Below are 14,567 nucleotides of genomic sequence, written 5' to 3'. Positions count from 1 at the left end.
TAGATAAATGGAGTTAAAGTAATGTCTATTGTAACCAAACCAATCGGTGGCGACGGCGGAAAATCTTTTGAGATCGAAGCCGTGCGTACGATCGGCTTCCGCTCGGGCAACCGGGTAGATGCGATCCTTTTGAACGGGTCGCGCAAAGGCGGCGGCGGCGGACGGGAGAGCCAGGTCCTCGAGCTTCAAGGCGATGAATATATCGAGCATATGGAAATCTGGTCCAACAAACACCGGAACAAGTCCACGCGCATCCACAAGATCTTCTTGCGCACCAGCCGCGGCCGCACGCTGTCGGTTGGCAAGGCGTCCGGCAGAAAGACGACGCTGTCCGGCGTGCGGGTTCTTGGACTTGGCGGCAAGAGCGGTTCAGAGCTCGACAAACTGCGTGTGCGCTACATCGAAAACTACACACCGTCCGACGTGCTCGAACAAGGCGCGTTGGCCGTCATCGGCGTGATCCCCCAAGGTCAGACGACGGAAACCTTCGTCTCCAGCCGGGTGGCCAAACTATCGGCATCAAGCCTGTTCCTCGAGATTGTCTCGAGCGTTGAAACGACAACTGAAACCGGCGGTGCCGTTGGCGAATTCACCGCCAAGGCCAGCACAACCTTCGGGTTGTCGGTCACCACATCAAGCGAGTTCCGCGAAGAGATCGAGACTGAAACCTTTGAAAGCGAAAAAATCACTTACGCACCGCCGGCAGGCCATGTCGGGCTCGAGGTTGTTCAGATCGACGTCTTCAAGGCAAGCGATGGCACAATCTGGCAGTTCCCCGTGTCGGAACCGTCGATCGTCTCGACACCGGTGGCCAGCACGCCGGCCCTGTTTGCCAACATCTACGACATGACCGGAACGCTCAGCCTGAACTTCCCGGCTTTGGCCCAGGATCGCGTCGAAAAGAACGGTCAGGACTATTACGTGCTACGCACGGTGAGCGCTGCGGCCTGATCGAACCCAACCTCGCCGAGGGGGCAGATGTCCCGTCAGCCCCTGAACTAACAACAGCTTCCGCAGACAGGCTCCCAACAAAAGGAACCCGCTGCGGAAGCCTCGCTTTGTCCAAATACAACAATGATCTGCCCTTCAATGACACGAAGGTCACCAGCATACTTTGGGGTCAGCACATGCGCCGACAGACCAGATCTTGGCCGCCCACGTTCCGCACGATGCGACGGTAGTGGCGACAGGACAATGATGTCAAAGTCTGATCAGGCTTTGCTACGGCAGACATTCTCTTCTCGGTTTTCTTCTTGACCTTGAGTAACTCTAGGCGGGTACCTCCAAGGTCACTGGAGTATTTTTTCATGCGCATATCTGAGGCTGCGTCCCGGTCGGGGCTCAAAGTTGATACAATCCGCTTCTACGAGGCCGAGGGTCTCATTCCCAATGTCACACGTGGCCCGGATGGGCAGAGGCGCTTTTCTTCGGAGAATGTCGATTGGCTGACGCTGCTGTACTGGCTGCGCAAAACAGGCATGCCGATGAAAGTGATGCAGCGGTTCGCGGCGCTTTATGCACAAGGGGATGAGACGATCCCGGATCGAAAGGACATATTGCTCGACCACTCCCGACTGCTGGCCAAGCGTCGGGAAGCTCTCGATCGATGTGAGGAAATTCTCGCCAGAAAGCTCAAAATTTACGAAAAGTATCTGCGATGAGGATCATTCTTGTTGGCGCGTCCGGTGATGTAGGGCAGGCGGCATATGCAGAGCTGTCGCAGCACCATGATGTCGTCCGCGCAGGTCGCACCACGGGCGACATCATGATCGATATTGCTGACCGCGGATCGGTTGACGCGATGTATGACAAGGTGGGCGTATTCGATGCGTTGATCTCTACCGCGGGCAGCGTGCACTTTGCGCCTCTCGCAGACCAGACCGACAAGACACTCAAGATCGGGCTCGAGAACAAGGTGATGGGCCAGATCAATCTTGTCCTATCTGGCATGGCAAAGATTTCCCGCAACGGGTCGTTCACGTTGACCAGTGGTGTACTGGATCGAGACCCGGTTATCTCAGGCATGGGTGCCGCCCTGGCAAACGGTGCCTTAGCCGGTTTCGTCACAGGTGCCGCCATGGAGATGCCGCGCGGTCAGCGGATCAACGTGGTCAGCCCCGGATTGCTCGATGTTTCGGAACACCGCTATGGTGCCTTGTTTCCCGGCCATGACCGCGTGTGTTCCAAGAGCGTCGGACGTGCATTTGCCAAATGCGTCGAGGGCACGATCTCGGGCCAGGTGGTAATCGTCAAATGAGGGCTGCAAAGTGAAAGTCGCTTATCTCATCGAACCACCATTCAATTTTCTGGATGCATCCGGTGCGGTCACCGGATGCGATATCGAGCTTGCGCGGTATGTATTCAATCAACTTGGCATAGAAGACGTTACGTTTGTCGAGACTGAATTCGCTCAACTTATGCCCGGCCTCGCATGCGATGACTGGCAAATGACTACTGGTCTTTTCGCTTCTCCCGAACGGCAGCAACATGCTTTGTTCAGCAGACCGATCTGGGCCTTGCCTGATGGTTTGCTTATCCGGACGGCAGATGGGGATCGGATAATGGGGTATCGAAGCCTTGGCACCAGCGCCGATCTGCAGGTCGCCGTCATTCGGGACCAGCTTCAGCATCCCACGGCCCTCGCACTCGGCGTTCCACCGGATCGGTTTCTTGTATTTGATACCTATGCAAATGCTGCTCACGCTGTTCAAATTGGTAAGGCCCACGCCTTTGCCAGCGTGGCGCGGGCCCACTTGGGCTTTCTTCAGCAAAGCGATGCCCACGACTTTGCCATCGTTGAAATCCCGCCCGATGAGAAGCCCGCAGCATTTGGCTGCTTTGGTTTCGCACACCCTGCGACCAAACTCAGAGACCGGGTCGATCGGGCCCTTGACCAGTTTATCGGCGGATCACAGCATCGACAGTTAATGAAGAGGTTCGGGTTTGAAGAAGAAGAGGTCGATCTTCTCGGGACTTTTGGCCGTTGAAGCAAATGTCTCTTTTGACGGGCCGTACCGCATTTGCGATGCTTGTCTATCAACGGTAAATTGGAGCCGTCATAGGCCAACCACCGGCCGTTGCGTTCACCCGCCCGGCACTGCGCGCGAGAGTCATATGGAAATCATATGCAATTCATATGGAATTCCGATAGCGATTTTCGGCGTTAACTAACGCAGCCCCTCAAGCACCGCACCCACGGATGAGTTGTACGTGAACTCCAAAACCCGCACCGTCCCACCGATCTCGGCCCCGACCAGATGCAGGGCGATCGGCCCATCGACCCCACGCGGAAAGAACAGGATAACTTCTTGATAAAAAGAAGGATTTTCACGCCGCTGCAGGATCGTCTGGCAGCTTTCGTACCCCCGGGGCTCGAACATATCCAGCGGCCCGAACAACGCTTCGAACCGCGCGTCCATATCCGGAATGTAATCACCCACCAAATTGGCGAAGGCCCTGTAATCAGTACGAAAAAACGCCGTCTTCGCATCCTCGAAAACAGAAACATCCACCCCCGTCGACGGCGGACACGTTTGGGCATGTGCCGAAAAAGGCATTAGAAACAAAAGGGTTAGCGCAATTCTCTTCATAGCGGCATCAACGCCCAATAGTCGAGATCGAGCAGCACCTCAGGCAGGTACTTGCCATCCTCACCCCTCAGCTGTCCGGCAAACCCTTTCGTCGCCACGAGCCGCAGCCGCGCGGCCCCGACACCGGGCGCTAATTCCCCCGTCTTATCAAGCACTTCCGACCATGCACGTACCGTATCGCCCGCAAAGCAAGGGTTCGCATGCGCACCCCCATTTAGCGCGACGATCATTTGCGCATTGGCCAATCCATTGAACGACAAGGCCCGCGCGAGAGAGATCACATGCCCACCATAAATCAACTGTCTTCCATCGGGTCGATTGGTGGCATCGAAATGCACCTTGGCGGTGTTCTGCCACAGGCGCGTGGCCATCATGTGCTCGGCTTCTTCGATCGTGATTCCATCAACGTGATCAATGACTTCACCGATATCATAGTCACTCAAACGATGCGGCTCTCCAGCCAAGGCAAAGTTGTATTCGGCAAAGCTCAGCCCCCCGGGCACCACCAGATTTTTCGCCGCAACAGCATCGGGCAAGTCAGGGATCACCGTCTTGGGCGCGGGCCCGGCACCGCGCTTGCGGACCATGACCCAACGCACATAGGTCAGCACGTCCTCTTCGCGCTGGTTTCGGCCCGTTGTGCGGACCCAGACGACGCCAGATGTTCCATTAGAATTTTGTTTGATTCCAATGACTTCCGAAACCGAGGTCAGTGTATCCCCCGCATAGACCGGCGCCAGAAAACGGCCATCCGCATATCCCAGATTGGCCACCGCATTCAGCGACACATCAGGGACAGTCTTTCCAAAGACGGTGTGAAACGCGATCAGGTCGTCCAGCGGCGATGCGGGCAAGCCGCAGGCCTGTGCGAAAGCATCCGACGAATAAAGCGCTGATCTGGCAGGATAAAGCGCGTGGTACAGCGCCCTTTCACCCCCCGACAACGTGCGCGGAACGGCATGGGTGATCAGGTCACCCACCGCGTAGTCCTCAAAAAAGCGGCCCGGATTGGTCTTGGTCATTGTTTGCCCAATTTCATGTCGGGATGGTAGGCGCCGTCAATCTCTTTCGTCACAGCCTGCCCGCAGCGCATGACGCCATTGGCGTGGTCGAACGCATAGGTCGGATCACCGTACAGTTCCCACCCCTTCGACAGCGCGTCGGATACTTTGTGGCAGAACGTGGCGGTGTCATCCTCGGTCAGTAATCTGTAAATCTTCATCTTCTATCCAAACGGGTTATAGCCCAGCCAATAATGGATACCGGCCACGACAGAGAAAACGACAAGTGTCGCGATGATGGCGGTGAATTCCTTCCTGATCGGTACATCATGCGCAGGTGTCCAATCCGGAACAGCACGGTTGATGATGACGATCTCGGCAATCGCCCACGCCAAGAGCCCGCCAAACAGCACGAACGACTCCGTATCGCCATTGACCAACAAGTGGGCAACCGACCAGACGATGACGGCGGTTAGTTGCGGGTGCCGGATGAACCGGGTGATGCGTGTTTTGGCGCCGCTGGACGCAAACAGGTAAAAGGCGAACAGCATCAGCAGGTTGTTGATCACTACCATGGCCGAGTTGCGGCCCCAGTAGACGGCGCCATCGGCCATGCGATAGCCAAAGATCATCAGCACGATCGCAGCGACTAAAACCGCAGTGACGATACCCTTCCCGGCCTCGCCAAATCCGGCCCGATGATTTGGTGCGGCCCGTTTCCAGAAATGCGCGGCGGACCACAGGATCAGCCCGAGAATCAGAAGAATCATGTACTCTCCAATGCGGCGATGGCGTCAGCTTTGGCCAAGGTCGCGCGGGCGGTCACGATATGCAAGTTTTCCACGATGCGGCCATCCACGACGGCAACGCCCTGACCGTCGGCCTCTGCTGCCTCAAAGGCGGCGATCTGACGTTGGGCGAGGTCGATTTCATCAGCCGTGGGGCCGAACACCTCATTGGTGATCGCCACTTGCGCAGGGTGGATCAGCGTCTTGCCATCAAAGCCCATATCGCGGCCCTCAACGCATTCCGCGCGCAATCCGTCCTCATCCTTGAAAGCGTTATAGACCCCATCCAGCGCGACGATGCCCGCAGCTTTCGCGGCCAGCAGGCACAGTTGCAGTGACGTCGCCAAAGCCGGTCGCCCGCGCGAATTCAAATCCTTCGCCAGATCATTGGTCCCGAGCACAAACCCGGCCATCCGCGGATGGGCCGCGATGTCGGCGGCGTTCAGCACGCCCTGCGGCGTTTCCATCATCGCCCAGATCGGCAGATCAGGGATCAACGCGGCAAGCGCATCGACATCATCGGTGCTGTTCACCTTGGGCAATAGGACCGCGTCGCAATCCATTGCGGCGACGGCTGCTGTATCCGCCTTGCCCCATTCGGTATCCAGACCATTGATCCGCACGATCCGCTGGCGTTGACCATAGCCGCCCGTCGTCAGCGCCGCGTTCAGCGTATCGCGCGCCGCGACCTTCGCGTCCGGCGCCACCGCATCCTCGAGATCGAACAGGATCGCATCCACGGGCAGGCCGCGCGCCTTGTCCAAGGCGCGGTCCTTTGAGCCAGGAATGTAGAGGGCGGAGCGGTAGGGGCGGGTCTGCATCGAATCTTTCTCGCAATAATCTTGCGCGAACATGGTCAGAACTTGCCAGTTCATTCAAGCCCAAACATGCCGCGGCGCAGCAATATCCCCGCGTCACGGTGCATTAACCAATTTGCGTCAGGTTGTTCCCAGACTGCCCGCATGAACCGACTGCGACAAAAGATCAGCCGCGGTCATCTTTTGCAGAAAGGCGAAATTGATGAAGCGTAACTTATTTCTGATGTCCTTTGGGATCGGGGCAATGATGCTGGCGGCGAACCATGCGACCGCACAGGGTCGGGCCTGCGCGCCACATGCGGCCATCGTGGAGCGGCTGGCAGAGCGGTATGGCGAAAGTCGTCAATCGATCGGGCTGGGCAGTGACAACTCGGTGGTCGAGGTGTTCGCCTCGGATCAGACGGGTAGCTGGACGATCGTCGTGACACGCCCCGGTGGACCTGCATGCCTCATCGCGGCGGGCCAGTCTTTCCAATCGCTCGATGAGGACTTGCAAAACACCGACCAGGGCGCCTAAGCGACAGCGACCCAGATCAACCGAATACCTGTGGCCACCAGCAACACATAGGTCAGCGCAAAGAACGCACGCTCGGGGACAAGGTGATGCGCCTTGACCCCGATCCACGCGCCCAGCAGCGCGAAAGGAGCAAGCATCAGGCTGCCCAGCAGCGTCTGGTAGGAGAATATCCCAAGAAAGACATAGGGCACCGCCTTCATCCAGTTGATCGCCCAGAATGCGATGACGGTCGTCGCCTGATACGCCGTCTTGCTCAACCCTTGTGACAGCAGGAAAACAGCTGTCGGTGGCCCGCCTGCATGGCTGACAAAGCTGGTGAAACCGCCGACGAGTCCGGCGATCCATGCCAAGGGCCGCGAAAACGCCAGATGCGGAACGTTGATCCAGCGACGTCCGCGCCCGACCTGAAAAGCAACGAAAACCAAGCAGATGACACCGATCAGCAGCCGAAATACATCGGCGTCGACGACAGTGTATAGCCACGCCGCGATGATACAGCCGGGCACCGCACCCTGCATGATCCCCTTGGCCGATGGCCAATGCCATTTACCCCAATAAGGTTTCAACGTTGCCGCATCCACAAGCATAAAAAGCGGCAAGACGATCCCCAGCGCCACCCCGGGCGGGACGACCAAGGCAAGAATCGCACCTGCAACAAAGGCGGCACCGGACCCGAAACCGCCCTTTGATATGCCGCCGAAAATGATCGCGGGTATGCCCAAGGCAAAGAATTCCCAGCCAAATTCCGTCATCCTTGCCCTCGGATACACCACCAAACGCGCCTTGATTAACGCGGCGTTAGCCGCTTGGCTATCACAAGCCTGCGTGATGCTGCGCCGCCGCGCCCTTGCGCGCCGCCAATCAAACCCTTACCCAATGCGCCAAATTCAAACCCTCATCGAAGGATTTATGCACATGGCCAGACCCAAGATCGCCCTTATCGGCGCAGGACAGATCGGCGGCACGCTCGCCCATCTTGCCGCTGTGAAAGAGCTTGGCGACGTGATTCTGTTCGACATCGCCGAAGGCATCCCGCAGGGCAAAGCATTGGATATTGCCGAATCCGGGCCAGCCGCGAAATTTGACGGCAGCTTTAAGGGCACCAACGACTACGCCGATATCGCGGGCGCGGATGTCTGCATCGTTACAGCCGGTGTACCCCGCAAGCCGGGCATGTCGCGCGACGATCTTTTGGGCATCAACCTCAAGGTCATGAAATCCGTCGGCGAAGGGATCGCCGCCCATGCGCCTGACGCATTCGTCATCTGCATTACCAACCCGCTTGATGCGATGGTCTGGGCCCTGCGCGAATTCAGTGGCCTGCCACATGAAAAAGTCTGCGGCATGGCCGGTGTGCTCGACAGCGCCCGCTTCCGTCACTTTCTGGCCGAAGAATTCGACGTTTCCATGCGCGACGTCACGGCATTTGTTCTGGGCGGCCACGGGGACACGATGGTGCCATTGACGCGGTACTCCACCGTCGCAGGCATCCCGCTTCCCGATCTGGTCGACATGGGCTGGACGACACAGGAAAAACTTGACGCGATCGTCCAGCGGACCCGTGACGGTGGCGCTGAAATCGTCGGCCTCCTCAAGACTGGCTCTGCATTCTATGCCCCCGCGACATCAGCCATTGAAATGGCCGAATCCTATCTGAAAGACCAGAAACGCCTGTTGCCGTGTGCCGCACATGTGGACGGCGCCTATGGCCTCGACGGATTCTATGTCGGTGTACCGACCATCATCGGCGCGGGCGGGATCGAGCGCGTGGTCGAAATCAAGATGAACAAATCCGAACAGGCCATGTTCGATAAATCCGTCGATGCGGTTAAAGGTCTGGTCGAGGCCTGCAAAGGGATCGACAGTAGCCTCTAGAGCTGTAACCCATTGATTTTCAAAGGGCGTCCCTCATGGGCGCCCTTTTCTTTTGCCTACCCTCTTCACAAACTCAAATTCATGAACTATGTTCACGTTTGTGATTTAGAAAAGGACTCAAACATGCTCCGCCTCGCCCCAACCCTCACTTTGACCGCCACTTTGGCGCTGTCAGCCCATTCCGCAAGCGCGCAGGACTACAGTAGCCAATTCGCCGATCTTGGCATTTCCGGCACTGTTGATGCCCTCTCTACCTTGGAAAATCCTACGCCCTCCGACCGCTTCGCCCTTGGTGGCGCGCTATTCCTGCGCGGGATCGAAGCGACGTTTCAGGAACGTTATCGCACTGGCCTGAACGATCTTGATCTGGGTATTCCGGGGCTTGTCACCGACCTGAATGCCAACCCGACGCCAGACCCGTTCATCCCAGACGTCATCGCCAACCTTTTCACCGAAATCGGCACCCACATGGACCTGGCGCAAGAGGCAATGGCGCCAGTCACCGATACGGATGACGTGTCCGTCACGCTCGATCTCAATCAGGTCTGGTTCGACATCAACGCCAATGGCGCGCGCGATGCGGACGAAGACCTTTTACCGATCATGGTCCCGCTTTTCGTCAACCGTTGGCAGGTGCAAGAAACGCTCGAACAGCTTGAGACAGCAGGCGGTGCCCCAACGATCACCTTCGACACCTCTGACGTGGCGTGGCTACAGGCCTATACGCATATCTTCGCCGGGACGGCGGAAATGATGATGGCGTTCGATCCGACCGAGATCATCGCCAAGGTCCAGGGCAACGCCACAACCATTGCCGAGCTGCGCAACGGCCCAGCGCCAATGATGTTCATGTCACCCGAGGATGAGAAACTTGCCGATCTGGTCACTATCGTTCTCGGTGTCCTTGAACAGCAACCCGACCCAGCGCGCACCCAAGCCGCTCTCGCCGATTTCCAGGCAGTCATCGCGCATAACCTGGTTTTCTGGGATCGGGTCCGGGCAGAGACCGACAATGAAAACGAATTCATCCCCAATGCTGCGCAAGACAGCGCTTTGGGCCTGCTTTTCCCCGACAATATCGACACGGCATGGCAAGCCGTCCTGCAAGAGGCGGCCATGGTGCTTGAAGGCGACCTGCTGATCCCGCATTGGCGGACGGGCGATCAGGTGGGGATCAATCTTAACAAATGGCTCAACGACCCCGCACCGCTGGATGTGATCGGGGTTCTCGCCGGATCCGACCTCGCCCCTTATATGGAGCGTGGGCGGGTCGCGACCGGTGATACGATCGATCAGTTCGATGCGGCCACGGGCGGAAACTTTGCCTTATTCGCCTTTACGCTCAACTAGGCGCGGCGCCCACTGACGCAAAAGATCACCTCGTTCGGCCCAAAGCCATGCATCGAAAGCAACAGGCGAAAGATCATGGCTTTGGGTCGGAAAGAACCGCCGCAAAGCGGGCACAGGGTCAAACTGCGCGGTCAACAATAGCCCATACCGTGACAGCGCCCGCTGCTTGGTCATGTCGGCCACCTTCAACAAGTCATGTAGATCGCGCGCCTCGTCCGGCGCCTCTTGCGCCGCCGCCCTCAGCTTTTGGCGGTGGCGTCTTGTATGCTTTGGGTTCGGCGGGTGGGTGGCCCCGGCGCGCATCAGCTTGGCCATCCAGTGCAACGGTGTCAGCCCTTCGAAATGCAACAACACCGCGCCTTTCATTCGCCCGATTTGCAGCGGACCTGCGACACCGTGCGGCAGTTTCGGCCGATGGATCGCGACCCGCAGATCGCGCCCGGCCCGTACGAACGACTTGCCGATCGTATGACCGGTCAATCCCCGGGACAGTACACCGTGACCGGTATCGAAGATCGGGTGGTTATCCCTGATGTCCGAGGTGAAGGGACGGCGGAAGACGCCGGCAAAGATCGTTTCGTTATCCGCAGTGCAGTCATAAATCCGCTCGGCCACGGGGACAGTCAGCGCATCGACAGGCGGGGCTGCGGCCAGGTCGTCGCCGACGGCGCTGGTCGGCCACAAGAACTCGTCAGCATCGATATGCAGCAACCAATCGCATTGCGTCCGACCATAGGCTTGGGTGGCATTCTGCGTTTGTCTGACCTGATGCCGCCCCGGGCGACGACCCAATGCCTGCCAATGGGCCTCATCGCAGCGGATGACATGGACCTGCGGCAGCCTGGTAAACATGTCAGCCGCAGGGTCGTCAGGGCGGTCAAAATAGAGGAATATCTCGGCCGCCCCAAGTGACAGGTGCCACGCCACAAAGGATTGAACCAGAACCGGCGGTTCGTCGACCGTCGCCACGACGGCCCAACTTGGGGCGGTGTCATTCATCCGTTACGAGCTATCATGATCGGCGATTCCTTTGGAAGACGCAGGCAGAGATGTAATTTGTGATCACACGATTTTCGACTGTGATCACAAATGTCGGATATTCAGCCAAAGGTCCGATTTTCAGTTAGAAACTCTTCATGCCTTATGGTCTAACGTCCCGTAACCGAAGCTATATTGGACCCAGCCATGAACATCCACGAGTACCAGGCCAAAGCGCTCCTTGCCAGTTTTGGGGCGCCCGTTTCCGATGGACGCGCCGTAATGCGCGCCGAAGAAGCCAAAACCGCGGCGGGTGAGCTTGATGGCCCGCTTTGGGTGGTCAAGGCGCAGATCCACGCCGGTGGACGCGGCAAGGGTAAATTCAAAGAGGCTGATGCCGGTGAGGCAGGCGGCGTGCGCCTTGCAAAATCGGCAACCGAGGCCGCCGAGGAAGCGAAAAAGATGCTGGGCCGTACCCTCGTCACCCATCAGACCGGCCCTGCAGGCAAGCAAGTCAACCGCATCTACATCGAAGATGGCTCGGGGATCGAGACCGAGATGTATCTCGCCCTCCTCGTCGACCGCCAGACCAGCCGCATCGGCTTTGTCTGCTCCACCGAAGGCGGGATGGATATTGAGGAAGTCGCTGCCGAAACGCCCGAGAAAATCCTGAACTTCACCGTCGACCCCGCCACCGGCTACCAGCCCTATCACGGGCGCCGCGTGGCCTTTGCGCTGGGTCTGACCGGCAATCAGGTCAAGCAATGCGTCAAACTGATGGGCCAGCTTTACAAAGCCTTCGTTGAGAAGGACATGGAGATGCTGGAAATCAACCCGCTGATCATCACCGATGGCGGCGATCTGAAAGTGCTGGACGCCAAGGTCGCCTTCGACGGCAACGCAGTCTACCGCCACGCCGATGTGGCCGCCCTGCGGGACGAGACGGAGGAAGACCCCAAGGAACTCGCCGCATCGAAATACGACCTCAACTACATCGCGCTTGACGGTGAAATCGGCTGCATGGTCAACGGCGCAGGGCTAGCGATGGCGACGATGGACATCATCAAACTCTACGGGGCCGAGCCTGCCAACTTCCTCGACGTGGGCGGGGGTGCCACCAAGGAAAAGGTAACCGAGGCGTTCAAGATCATCACGTCAGACCACAATGTCAAAGGCATCCTGGTCAACATTTTCGGCGGCATCATGCGCTGCGACGTCATCGCCGAAGGCGTGGTGGCCGCGGTGAAAGAGGTCGGCCTGCAAGTCCCCCTCGTCGTGCGTCTGGAAGGGACGAACGTCCAGCAGGGTAAGGACATCATCAACAATTCCGACGTGGACGTGATTGCCGCAGATGATTTGAAGGATGGGGCGCAGAAGATCGTGAAGGCGGTGAAGGGGTGAGGACCGGTTTCGCGCAGCGAATGAACGCTCCGGGGGAGCGTTCAAGGTCCGAACGGGCGGGGCCCCGGAGAGTGCTTAACTTTGCTTGTGCGGCATTGATCGGTTCCGTTCTTTTATCGTCTTGCACCGTAACCCGATCCGACCCAACCGCATTGCCAAGCGCTTCATCAAACACGCGAAGCGCGGTTAGCCCGTCTCGCGCATTCGATATGTTTGAGTCGATCTGCCTTCAAACCGGTCCTCGATATGCTGCAGCCGAACGCGTCGCAGCAAACCAAGGTATATCGGACCTAGCCTCAAACAACGGATTAGATGGAATTGAGCGCTACGTGTCTCCCACAGAGATCGTGGCGTTGGAGCTATACCGCCAGCGAGTGGAAAGCCGACTGCAAGTCTGCAAAGTAACTTTTGCGGCACCGGATGCACAAAAGGATAAGATCGCAGCCGCTTTCGAACAGAGATTTTATCTCGATTTGACAAGCAACCCCGTGGAACCGGCTCAAGTCGGTTTTGGAATACCCTTTGGCGAGGATTTTGTGGTTAGCGCAACTGACTCGCGGCTCCCGCCGAACCTCCTCACGCTAGAAGCACAGTCCTACCATTTCTTAAGTGATGAAGAGAGCTAACTAATGGCAATCCTCTTAAACTAAAACACCAAAGTCATCTGCCCGCGCCTCGGCAGACAATCCTGAAAGTCTCTTCAAAAAATGAAATTTACCTACCCACGATCTGTCTTTCTCGTTCTCGCCTGCGTCGGCCTCATTTCGGCCTGTGATGAGACGACGAGTTCAGGTATTGCCGAAACAAACGTCGGGACCAGCAGCACATCGGCAACAAGTATTCAAAACCCGCTTGATCGAAGCGGCAATCGCAAGCTGCTGCAAGCGATGGATATATGTATCGAAAATTATCCTGATATGCTGGCTGTCCGCACAGAAATGCGGCGTTCTAACTTTGCGACTGAAGGTCGTTTTGGCGGCAATGAGTTCTTTTCTGCGTTCAATCGCAACATCGTCGTGCTCGCTAGCACCGGGACCGAAAAACCAACCTGCGGCTTCGGTCGTAACACCGTGCGGGACGATGAAGCCGTTTTGCTGGCCAGCGCTCTGGTGGCCGCCAAATTCGGCGACACGCCACTGGTGGCCGACTTCTCCGACGAGCCCCGCTTTCTTGCGGGCTGGTTGATCGAAACCGACGCAGGCGAACAGTTTACCCTGACCGTCACACGCCAACTCAATATCTCAAGCATCTTCCGCGGATCACTGTTCATCCTGCAGGAATATGACGAATCCGAAACATAGAAAGTAGCAGCGCATGGCCATTCTCGTAAACGAAAACACCAAAGTCATCTGCCAGGGCCTCACCGGCTCGCAGGGCACGTTCCACTCTGAACAGGCTATCGCCTATGGCACCAAGATGGTCGGCGGCGTGACCCCCGGCAAGGGCGGCACGACCCACCTGGACTTGCCCGTCTACAACTCTGTGCACGAGGCGAAAGCCAAGACCGAGGCGAACGCATCTGTCATCTACGTCCCCCCTCCCTTCGCGGCAGACAGTATCCTTGAGGCCATCGACGCCGAGATGGAGCTGATCATCTGCATCACCGAAGGCATCCCGGTCCTCGACATGATGCGGGTCAAACGGGCGCTGGAAGGCTCCGCCTCCCGCCTGATCGGCCCCAACTGCCCCGGCATCATCACCCCCGACGCCTGCAAGATCGGCATCATGCCCGGCCATATCCACAAACGCGGTTCGGTCGGCGTCGTGTCCCGCTCTGGCACACTGACCTATGAGGCGGTCAAACAGACCTCTGACAGCGGTCTTGGCCAATCCACCGCCGTGGGCATCGGCGGCGACCCGATCAAGGGGACCGAACATATCGACGTGCTCGACATGTTCCTTGATGATGACGAGACGCATTCGATGATCATGATCGGCGAAATCGGCGGGACGGCGGAGGAAGAAGCCGCCGAATTCCTGACCGAACAGAAAAAGAAAGGCCGCTGGAAACCCACAGCCGGTTTCATCGCGGGCCGCACCGCCCCTCCCGGTCGCCGTATGGGGCATGCCGGTGCCATCGTGGCAGGCGGCAAGGGCGACGCCGAAAGCAAGATCGAAGCTATGAAATCCGCCGGGATCGTGGTGGCCGACAGCCCCGCAACACTGGGCGAGGCCGTGCTGGAAGCGATCGGGTAAATGCGCGTATCACTACCCATCCTCGGTATTGTCGACATCGACCATTTCGGTCG

18 protein-coding genes are annotated in these 14,567 nt (G+C 58.0%); 11 read left to right on the top strand and 7 right to left on the bottom strand.

Annotated elements, in window-relative coordinates:
- The first annotated feature begins 21 nt into the window (after positions 1-21).
- From V8J85_RS11100 to V8J85_RS11085, 4 genes are all read left to right on the top strand, one after another.
- Positions 22-951, top strand: coding sequence for a jacalin-like lectin (locus V8J85_RS11100; RefSeq protein WP_339953799.1), 930 nt, complete (start codon positions 22-24; stop codon positions 949-951).
- A gap of 356 nt (positions 952-1,307) precedes the next feature.
- A complete protein-coding gene (locus V8J85_RS11095) occupies positions 1,308-1,661 on the top strand; it encodes a MerR family transcriptional regulator (protein ID WP_339953798.1) in 354 nt (117 codons plus the stop codon).
- Positions 1,658-2,257 carry a short chain dehydrogenase gene (locus V8J85_RS11090; RefSeq protein WP_339953797.1) on the top strand — a complete coding sequence of 200 codons (600 nt, stop codon included), beginning with the start codon at positions 1,658-1,660 and terminating at the stop codon, positions 2,255-2,257. The genes V8J85_RS11095 and V8J85_RS11090 overlap by 4 nt, the downstream gene beginning before the upstream one ends.
- 10 nt (positions 2,258-2,267) lie before the next feature.
- Positions 2,268-2,987 (top strand): transporter substrate-binding domain-containing protein, encoded by a 720-nt coding sequence (locus V8J85_RS11085; RefSeq protein ID WP_339953796.1) that lies wholly within the window; start codon positions 2,268-2,270, stop codon positions 2,985-2,987.
- 180 nt (positions 2,988-3,167) lie between these two features.
- On the opposite strand, the gene V8J85_RS11080 is transcribed toward V8J85_RS11085, so the two are convergent.
- From V8J85_RS11080 to V8J85_RS11060, 5 genes are all read right to left on the bottom strand, one after another.
- On the bottom strand, positions 3,168-3,512 hold the full coding sequence (locus V8J85_RS11080) for a hypothetical protein (protein ID WP_339953795.1): 345 nt from the start codon (positions 3,510-3,512) through the stop codon (positions 3,168-3,170).
- 74 nt (positions 3,513-3,586) lie between these two features.
- The gene (locus tag V8J85_RS11075; protein ID WP_339953794.1) at positions 3,587-4,612 is read right to left on the bottom strand and encodes a MaoC family dehydratase; all 1,026 of its coding nucleotides are present in this window, start codon (positions 4,610-4,612) and stop codon (positions 3,587-3,589) included.
- On the bottom strand, positions 4,609-4,812 hold the full coding sequence (locus V8J85_RS11070) for a DUF1737 domain-containing protein (protein WP_339953793.1): 204 nt from the start codon (positions 4,810-4,812) through the stop codon (positions 4,609-4,611). Before V8J85_RS11070 ends, V8J85_RS11075 begins: the two co-directional genes overlap by 4 nt.
- Positions 4,813-4,815: 3 nt before the next feature.
- Complete coding sequence (locus tag V8J85_RS11065; protein ID WP_339953792.1) at positions 4,816-5,361, bottom strand: NnrU family protein; 546 nt, start codon at positions 5,359-5,361, stop codon at positions 4,816-4,818.
- Positions 5,358-6,200, bottom strand: a complete 843-nt coding sequence (locus V8J85_RS11060) for an HpcH/HpaI aldolase/citrate lyase family protein (RefSeq protein ID WP_339953849.1) — start codon at positions 6,198-6,200, stop codon at positions 5,358-5,360. The genes V8J85_RS11065 and V8J85_RS11060 overlap by 4 nt, the downstream gene beginning before the upstream one ends.
- 199 nt (positions 6,201-6,399) lie before the next feature.
- Between V8J85_RS11060 and V8J85_RS11055 the strand changes: the two genes are divergently transcribed.
- Positions 6,400-6,714 (top strand): hypothetical protein, encoded by a 315-nt coding sequence (locus tag V8J85_RS11055; protein WP_339953791.1) that lies wholly within the window; start codon positions 6,400-6,402, stop codon positions 6,712-6,714.
- Here V8J85_RS11055 and V8J85_RS11050 read toward each other — a convergent pair.
- A complete protein-coding gene (locus V8J85_RS11050) occupies positions 6,711-7,466 on the bottom strand; it encodes a sulfite exporter TauE/SafE family protein (protein ID WP_339953790.1) in 756 nt (251 codons plus the stop codon). The genes V8J85_RS11055 and V8J85_RS11050 overlap by 4 nt on opposite strands.
- Before the next feature lie 163 nt (positions 7,467-7,629).
- Here V8J85_RS11050 and mdh point away from each other — a divergent pair, with 163 nt between their 5' ends.
- Both mdh and V8J85_RS11040 read left to right on the top strand, forming a co-directional pair.
- A complete protein-coding gene (mdh, locus tag V8J85_RS11045) occupies positions 7,630-8,589 on the top strand; it encodes a malate dehydrogenase (protein WP_339953789.1) in 960 nt (319 codons plus the stop codon).
- 123 nt (positions 8,590-8,712) lie between these two features.
- On the top strand, positions 8,713-9,939 hold the full coding sequence (locus tag V8J85_RS11040) for a hypothetical protein (protein ID WP_339953788.1): 1,227 nt from the start codon (positions 8,713-8,715) through the stop codon (positions 9,937-9,939).
- Here the strand turns inward: V8J85_RS11040 and V8J85_RS11035 are convergent.
- Positions 9,916-10,938 (bottom strand): glycosyltransferase family 2 protein, encoded by a 1,023-nt coding sequence (locus V8J85_RS11035; protein WP_339953787.1) that lies wholly within the window; start codon positions 10,936-10,938, stop codon positions 9,916-9,918. The two genes, V8J85_RS11040 and V8J85_RS11035, sit on opposite strands and share 24 nt — an antisense overlap.
- A 186-nt stretch (positions 10,939-11,124) precedes the next feature.
- On the opposite strand from V8J85_RS11035, the gene sucC reads away from it, so the two are divergent.
- From sucC to sucD, 4 genes are all read left to right on the top strand, one after another.
- Positions 11,125-12,318, top strand: a complete 1,194-nt coding sequence (gene sucC / locus V8J85_RS11030; RefSeq protein WP_339953786.1) for an ADP-forming succinate--CoA ligase subunit beta — start codon at positions 11,125-11,127, stop codon at positions 12,316-12,318.
- Between the two features lie 209 nt (positions 12,319-12,527).
- The gene (locus V8J85_RS11025) at positions 12,528-12,944 is read left to right on the top strand and encodes a hypothetical protein (protein ID WP_339953785.1); all 417 of its coding nucleotides are present in this window, start codon (positions 12,528-12,530) and stop codon (positions 12,942-12,944) included.
- Positions 12,945-13,025: 81 nt separating this feature from the next.
- Positions 13,026-13,619 (top strand): hypothetical protein, encoded by a 594-nt coding sequence (locus V8J85_RS11020; RefSeq protein ID WP_339953784.1) that lies wholly within the window; start codon positions 13,026-13,028, stop codon positions 13,617-13,619.
- 13 nt (positions 13,620-13,632) lie between these two features.
- Positions 13,633-14,514 carry a succinate--CoA ligase subunit alpha gene (gene sucD, locus V8J85_RS11015; RefSeq protein WP_339953783.1) on the top strand — a complete coding sequence of 294 codons (882 nt, stop codon included), beginning with the start codon at positions 13,633-13,635 and terminating at the stop codon, positions 14,512-14,514.
- Positions 14,515-14,567: the final 53 nt, after the last annotated feature.

Source organism: Yoonia sp. 2307UL14-13 (assembly GCF_037572755.1).
In the GTDB taxonomy this organism is placed as follows: Bacteria; Pseudomonadota; Alphaproteobacteria; order Rhodobacterales; family Rhodobacteraceae; genus Yoonia.
This window is presented reverse-complemented; position numbering and strand designations above follow the sequence as displayed.

Bases quoted from the DNA above. Each gene is read 5' to 3' on its own strand.
- V8J85_RS11100 (WP_339953799.1), top strand. From the start codon at position 22: ATGTCTATTGTAACCAAACCAATCGGTGGCGACGGCGGAAAATCTTTT.
- V8J85_RS11095 (WP_339953798.1), top strand. From the start codon at position 1,308: ATGCGCATATCTGAGGCTGCGTCCCGGTCGGGGCTCAAAGTTGATACA.
- V8J85_RS11090 (WP_339953797.1), top strand. From the start codon at position 1,658: ATGAGGATCATTCTTGTTGGCGCGTCCGGTGATGTAGGGCAGGCGGCA.
- V8J85_RS11075 (WP_339953794.1), bottom strand. From the start codon at position 4,612: ATGACCAAGACCAATCCGGGCCGCTTTTTTGAGGACTACGCGGTGGGT.
- V8J85_RS11070 (WP_339953793.1), bottom strand. From the start codon at position 4,812: ATGAAGATTTACAGATTACTGACCGAGGATGACACCGCCACGTTCTGC.
- V8J85_RS11065 (WP_339953792.1), bottom strand. From the start codon at position 5,361: ATGATTCTTCTGATTCTCGGGCTGATCCTGTGGTCCGCCGCGCATTTC.
- V8J85_RS11060 (WP_339953849.1), bottom strand. From the start codon at position 6,200: ATGCAGACCCGCCCCTACCGCTCCGCCCTCTACATTCCTGGCTCAAAG.
- V8J85_RS11055 (WP_339953791.1), top strand. From the start codon at position 6,400: ATGAAGCGTAACTTATTTCTGATGTCCTTTGGGATCGGGGCAATGATG.
- V8J85_RS11050 (WP_339953790.1), bottom strand. From the start codon at position 7,466: ATGACGGAATTTGGCTGGGAATTCTTTGCCTTGGGCATACCCGCGATC.
- mdh (WP_339953789.1), top strand. From the start codon at position 7,630: ATGGCCAGACCCAAGATCGCCCTTATCGGCGCAGGACAGATCGGCGGC.
- V8J85_RS11040 (WP_339953788.1), top strand. From the start codon at position 8,713: ATGCTCCGCCTCGCCCCAACCCTCACTTTGACCGCCACTTTGGCGCTG.
- V8J85_RS11035 (WP_339953787.1), bottom strand. From the start codon at position 10,938: ATGAATGACACCGCCCCAAGTTGGGCCGTCGTGGCGACGGTCGACGAA.
- sucC (WP_339953786.1), top strand. From the start codon at position 11,125: ATGAACATCCACGAGTACCAGGCCAAAGCGCTCCTTGCCAGTTTTGGG.
- V8J85_RS11025 (WP_339953785.1), top strand. From the start codon at position 12,528: ATGTTTGAGTCGATCTGCCTTCAAACCGGTCCTCGATATGCTGCAGCC.
- V8J85_RS11020 (WP_339953784.1), top strand. From the start codon at position 13,026: ATGAAATTTACCTACCCACGATCTGTCTTTCTCGTTCTCGCCTGCGTC.
- sucD (WP_339953783.1), top strand. From the start codon at position 13,633: ATGGCCATTCTCGTAAACGAAAACACCAAAGTCATCTGCCAGGGCCTC.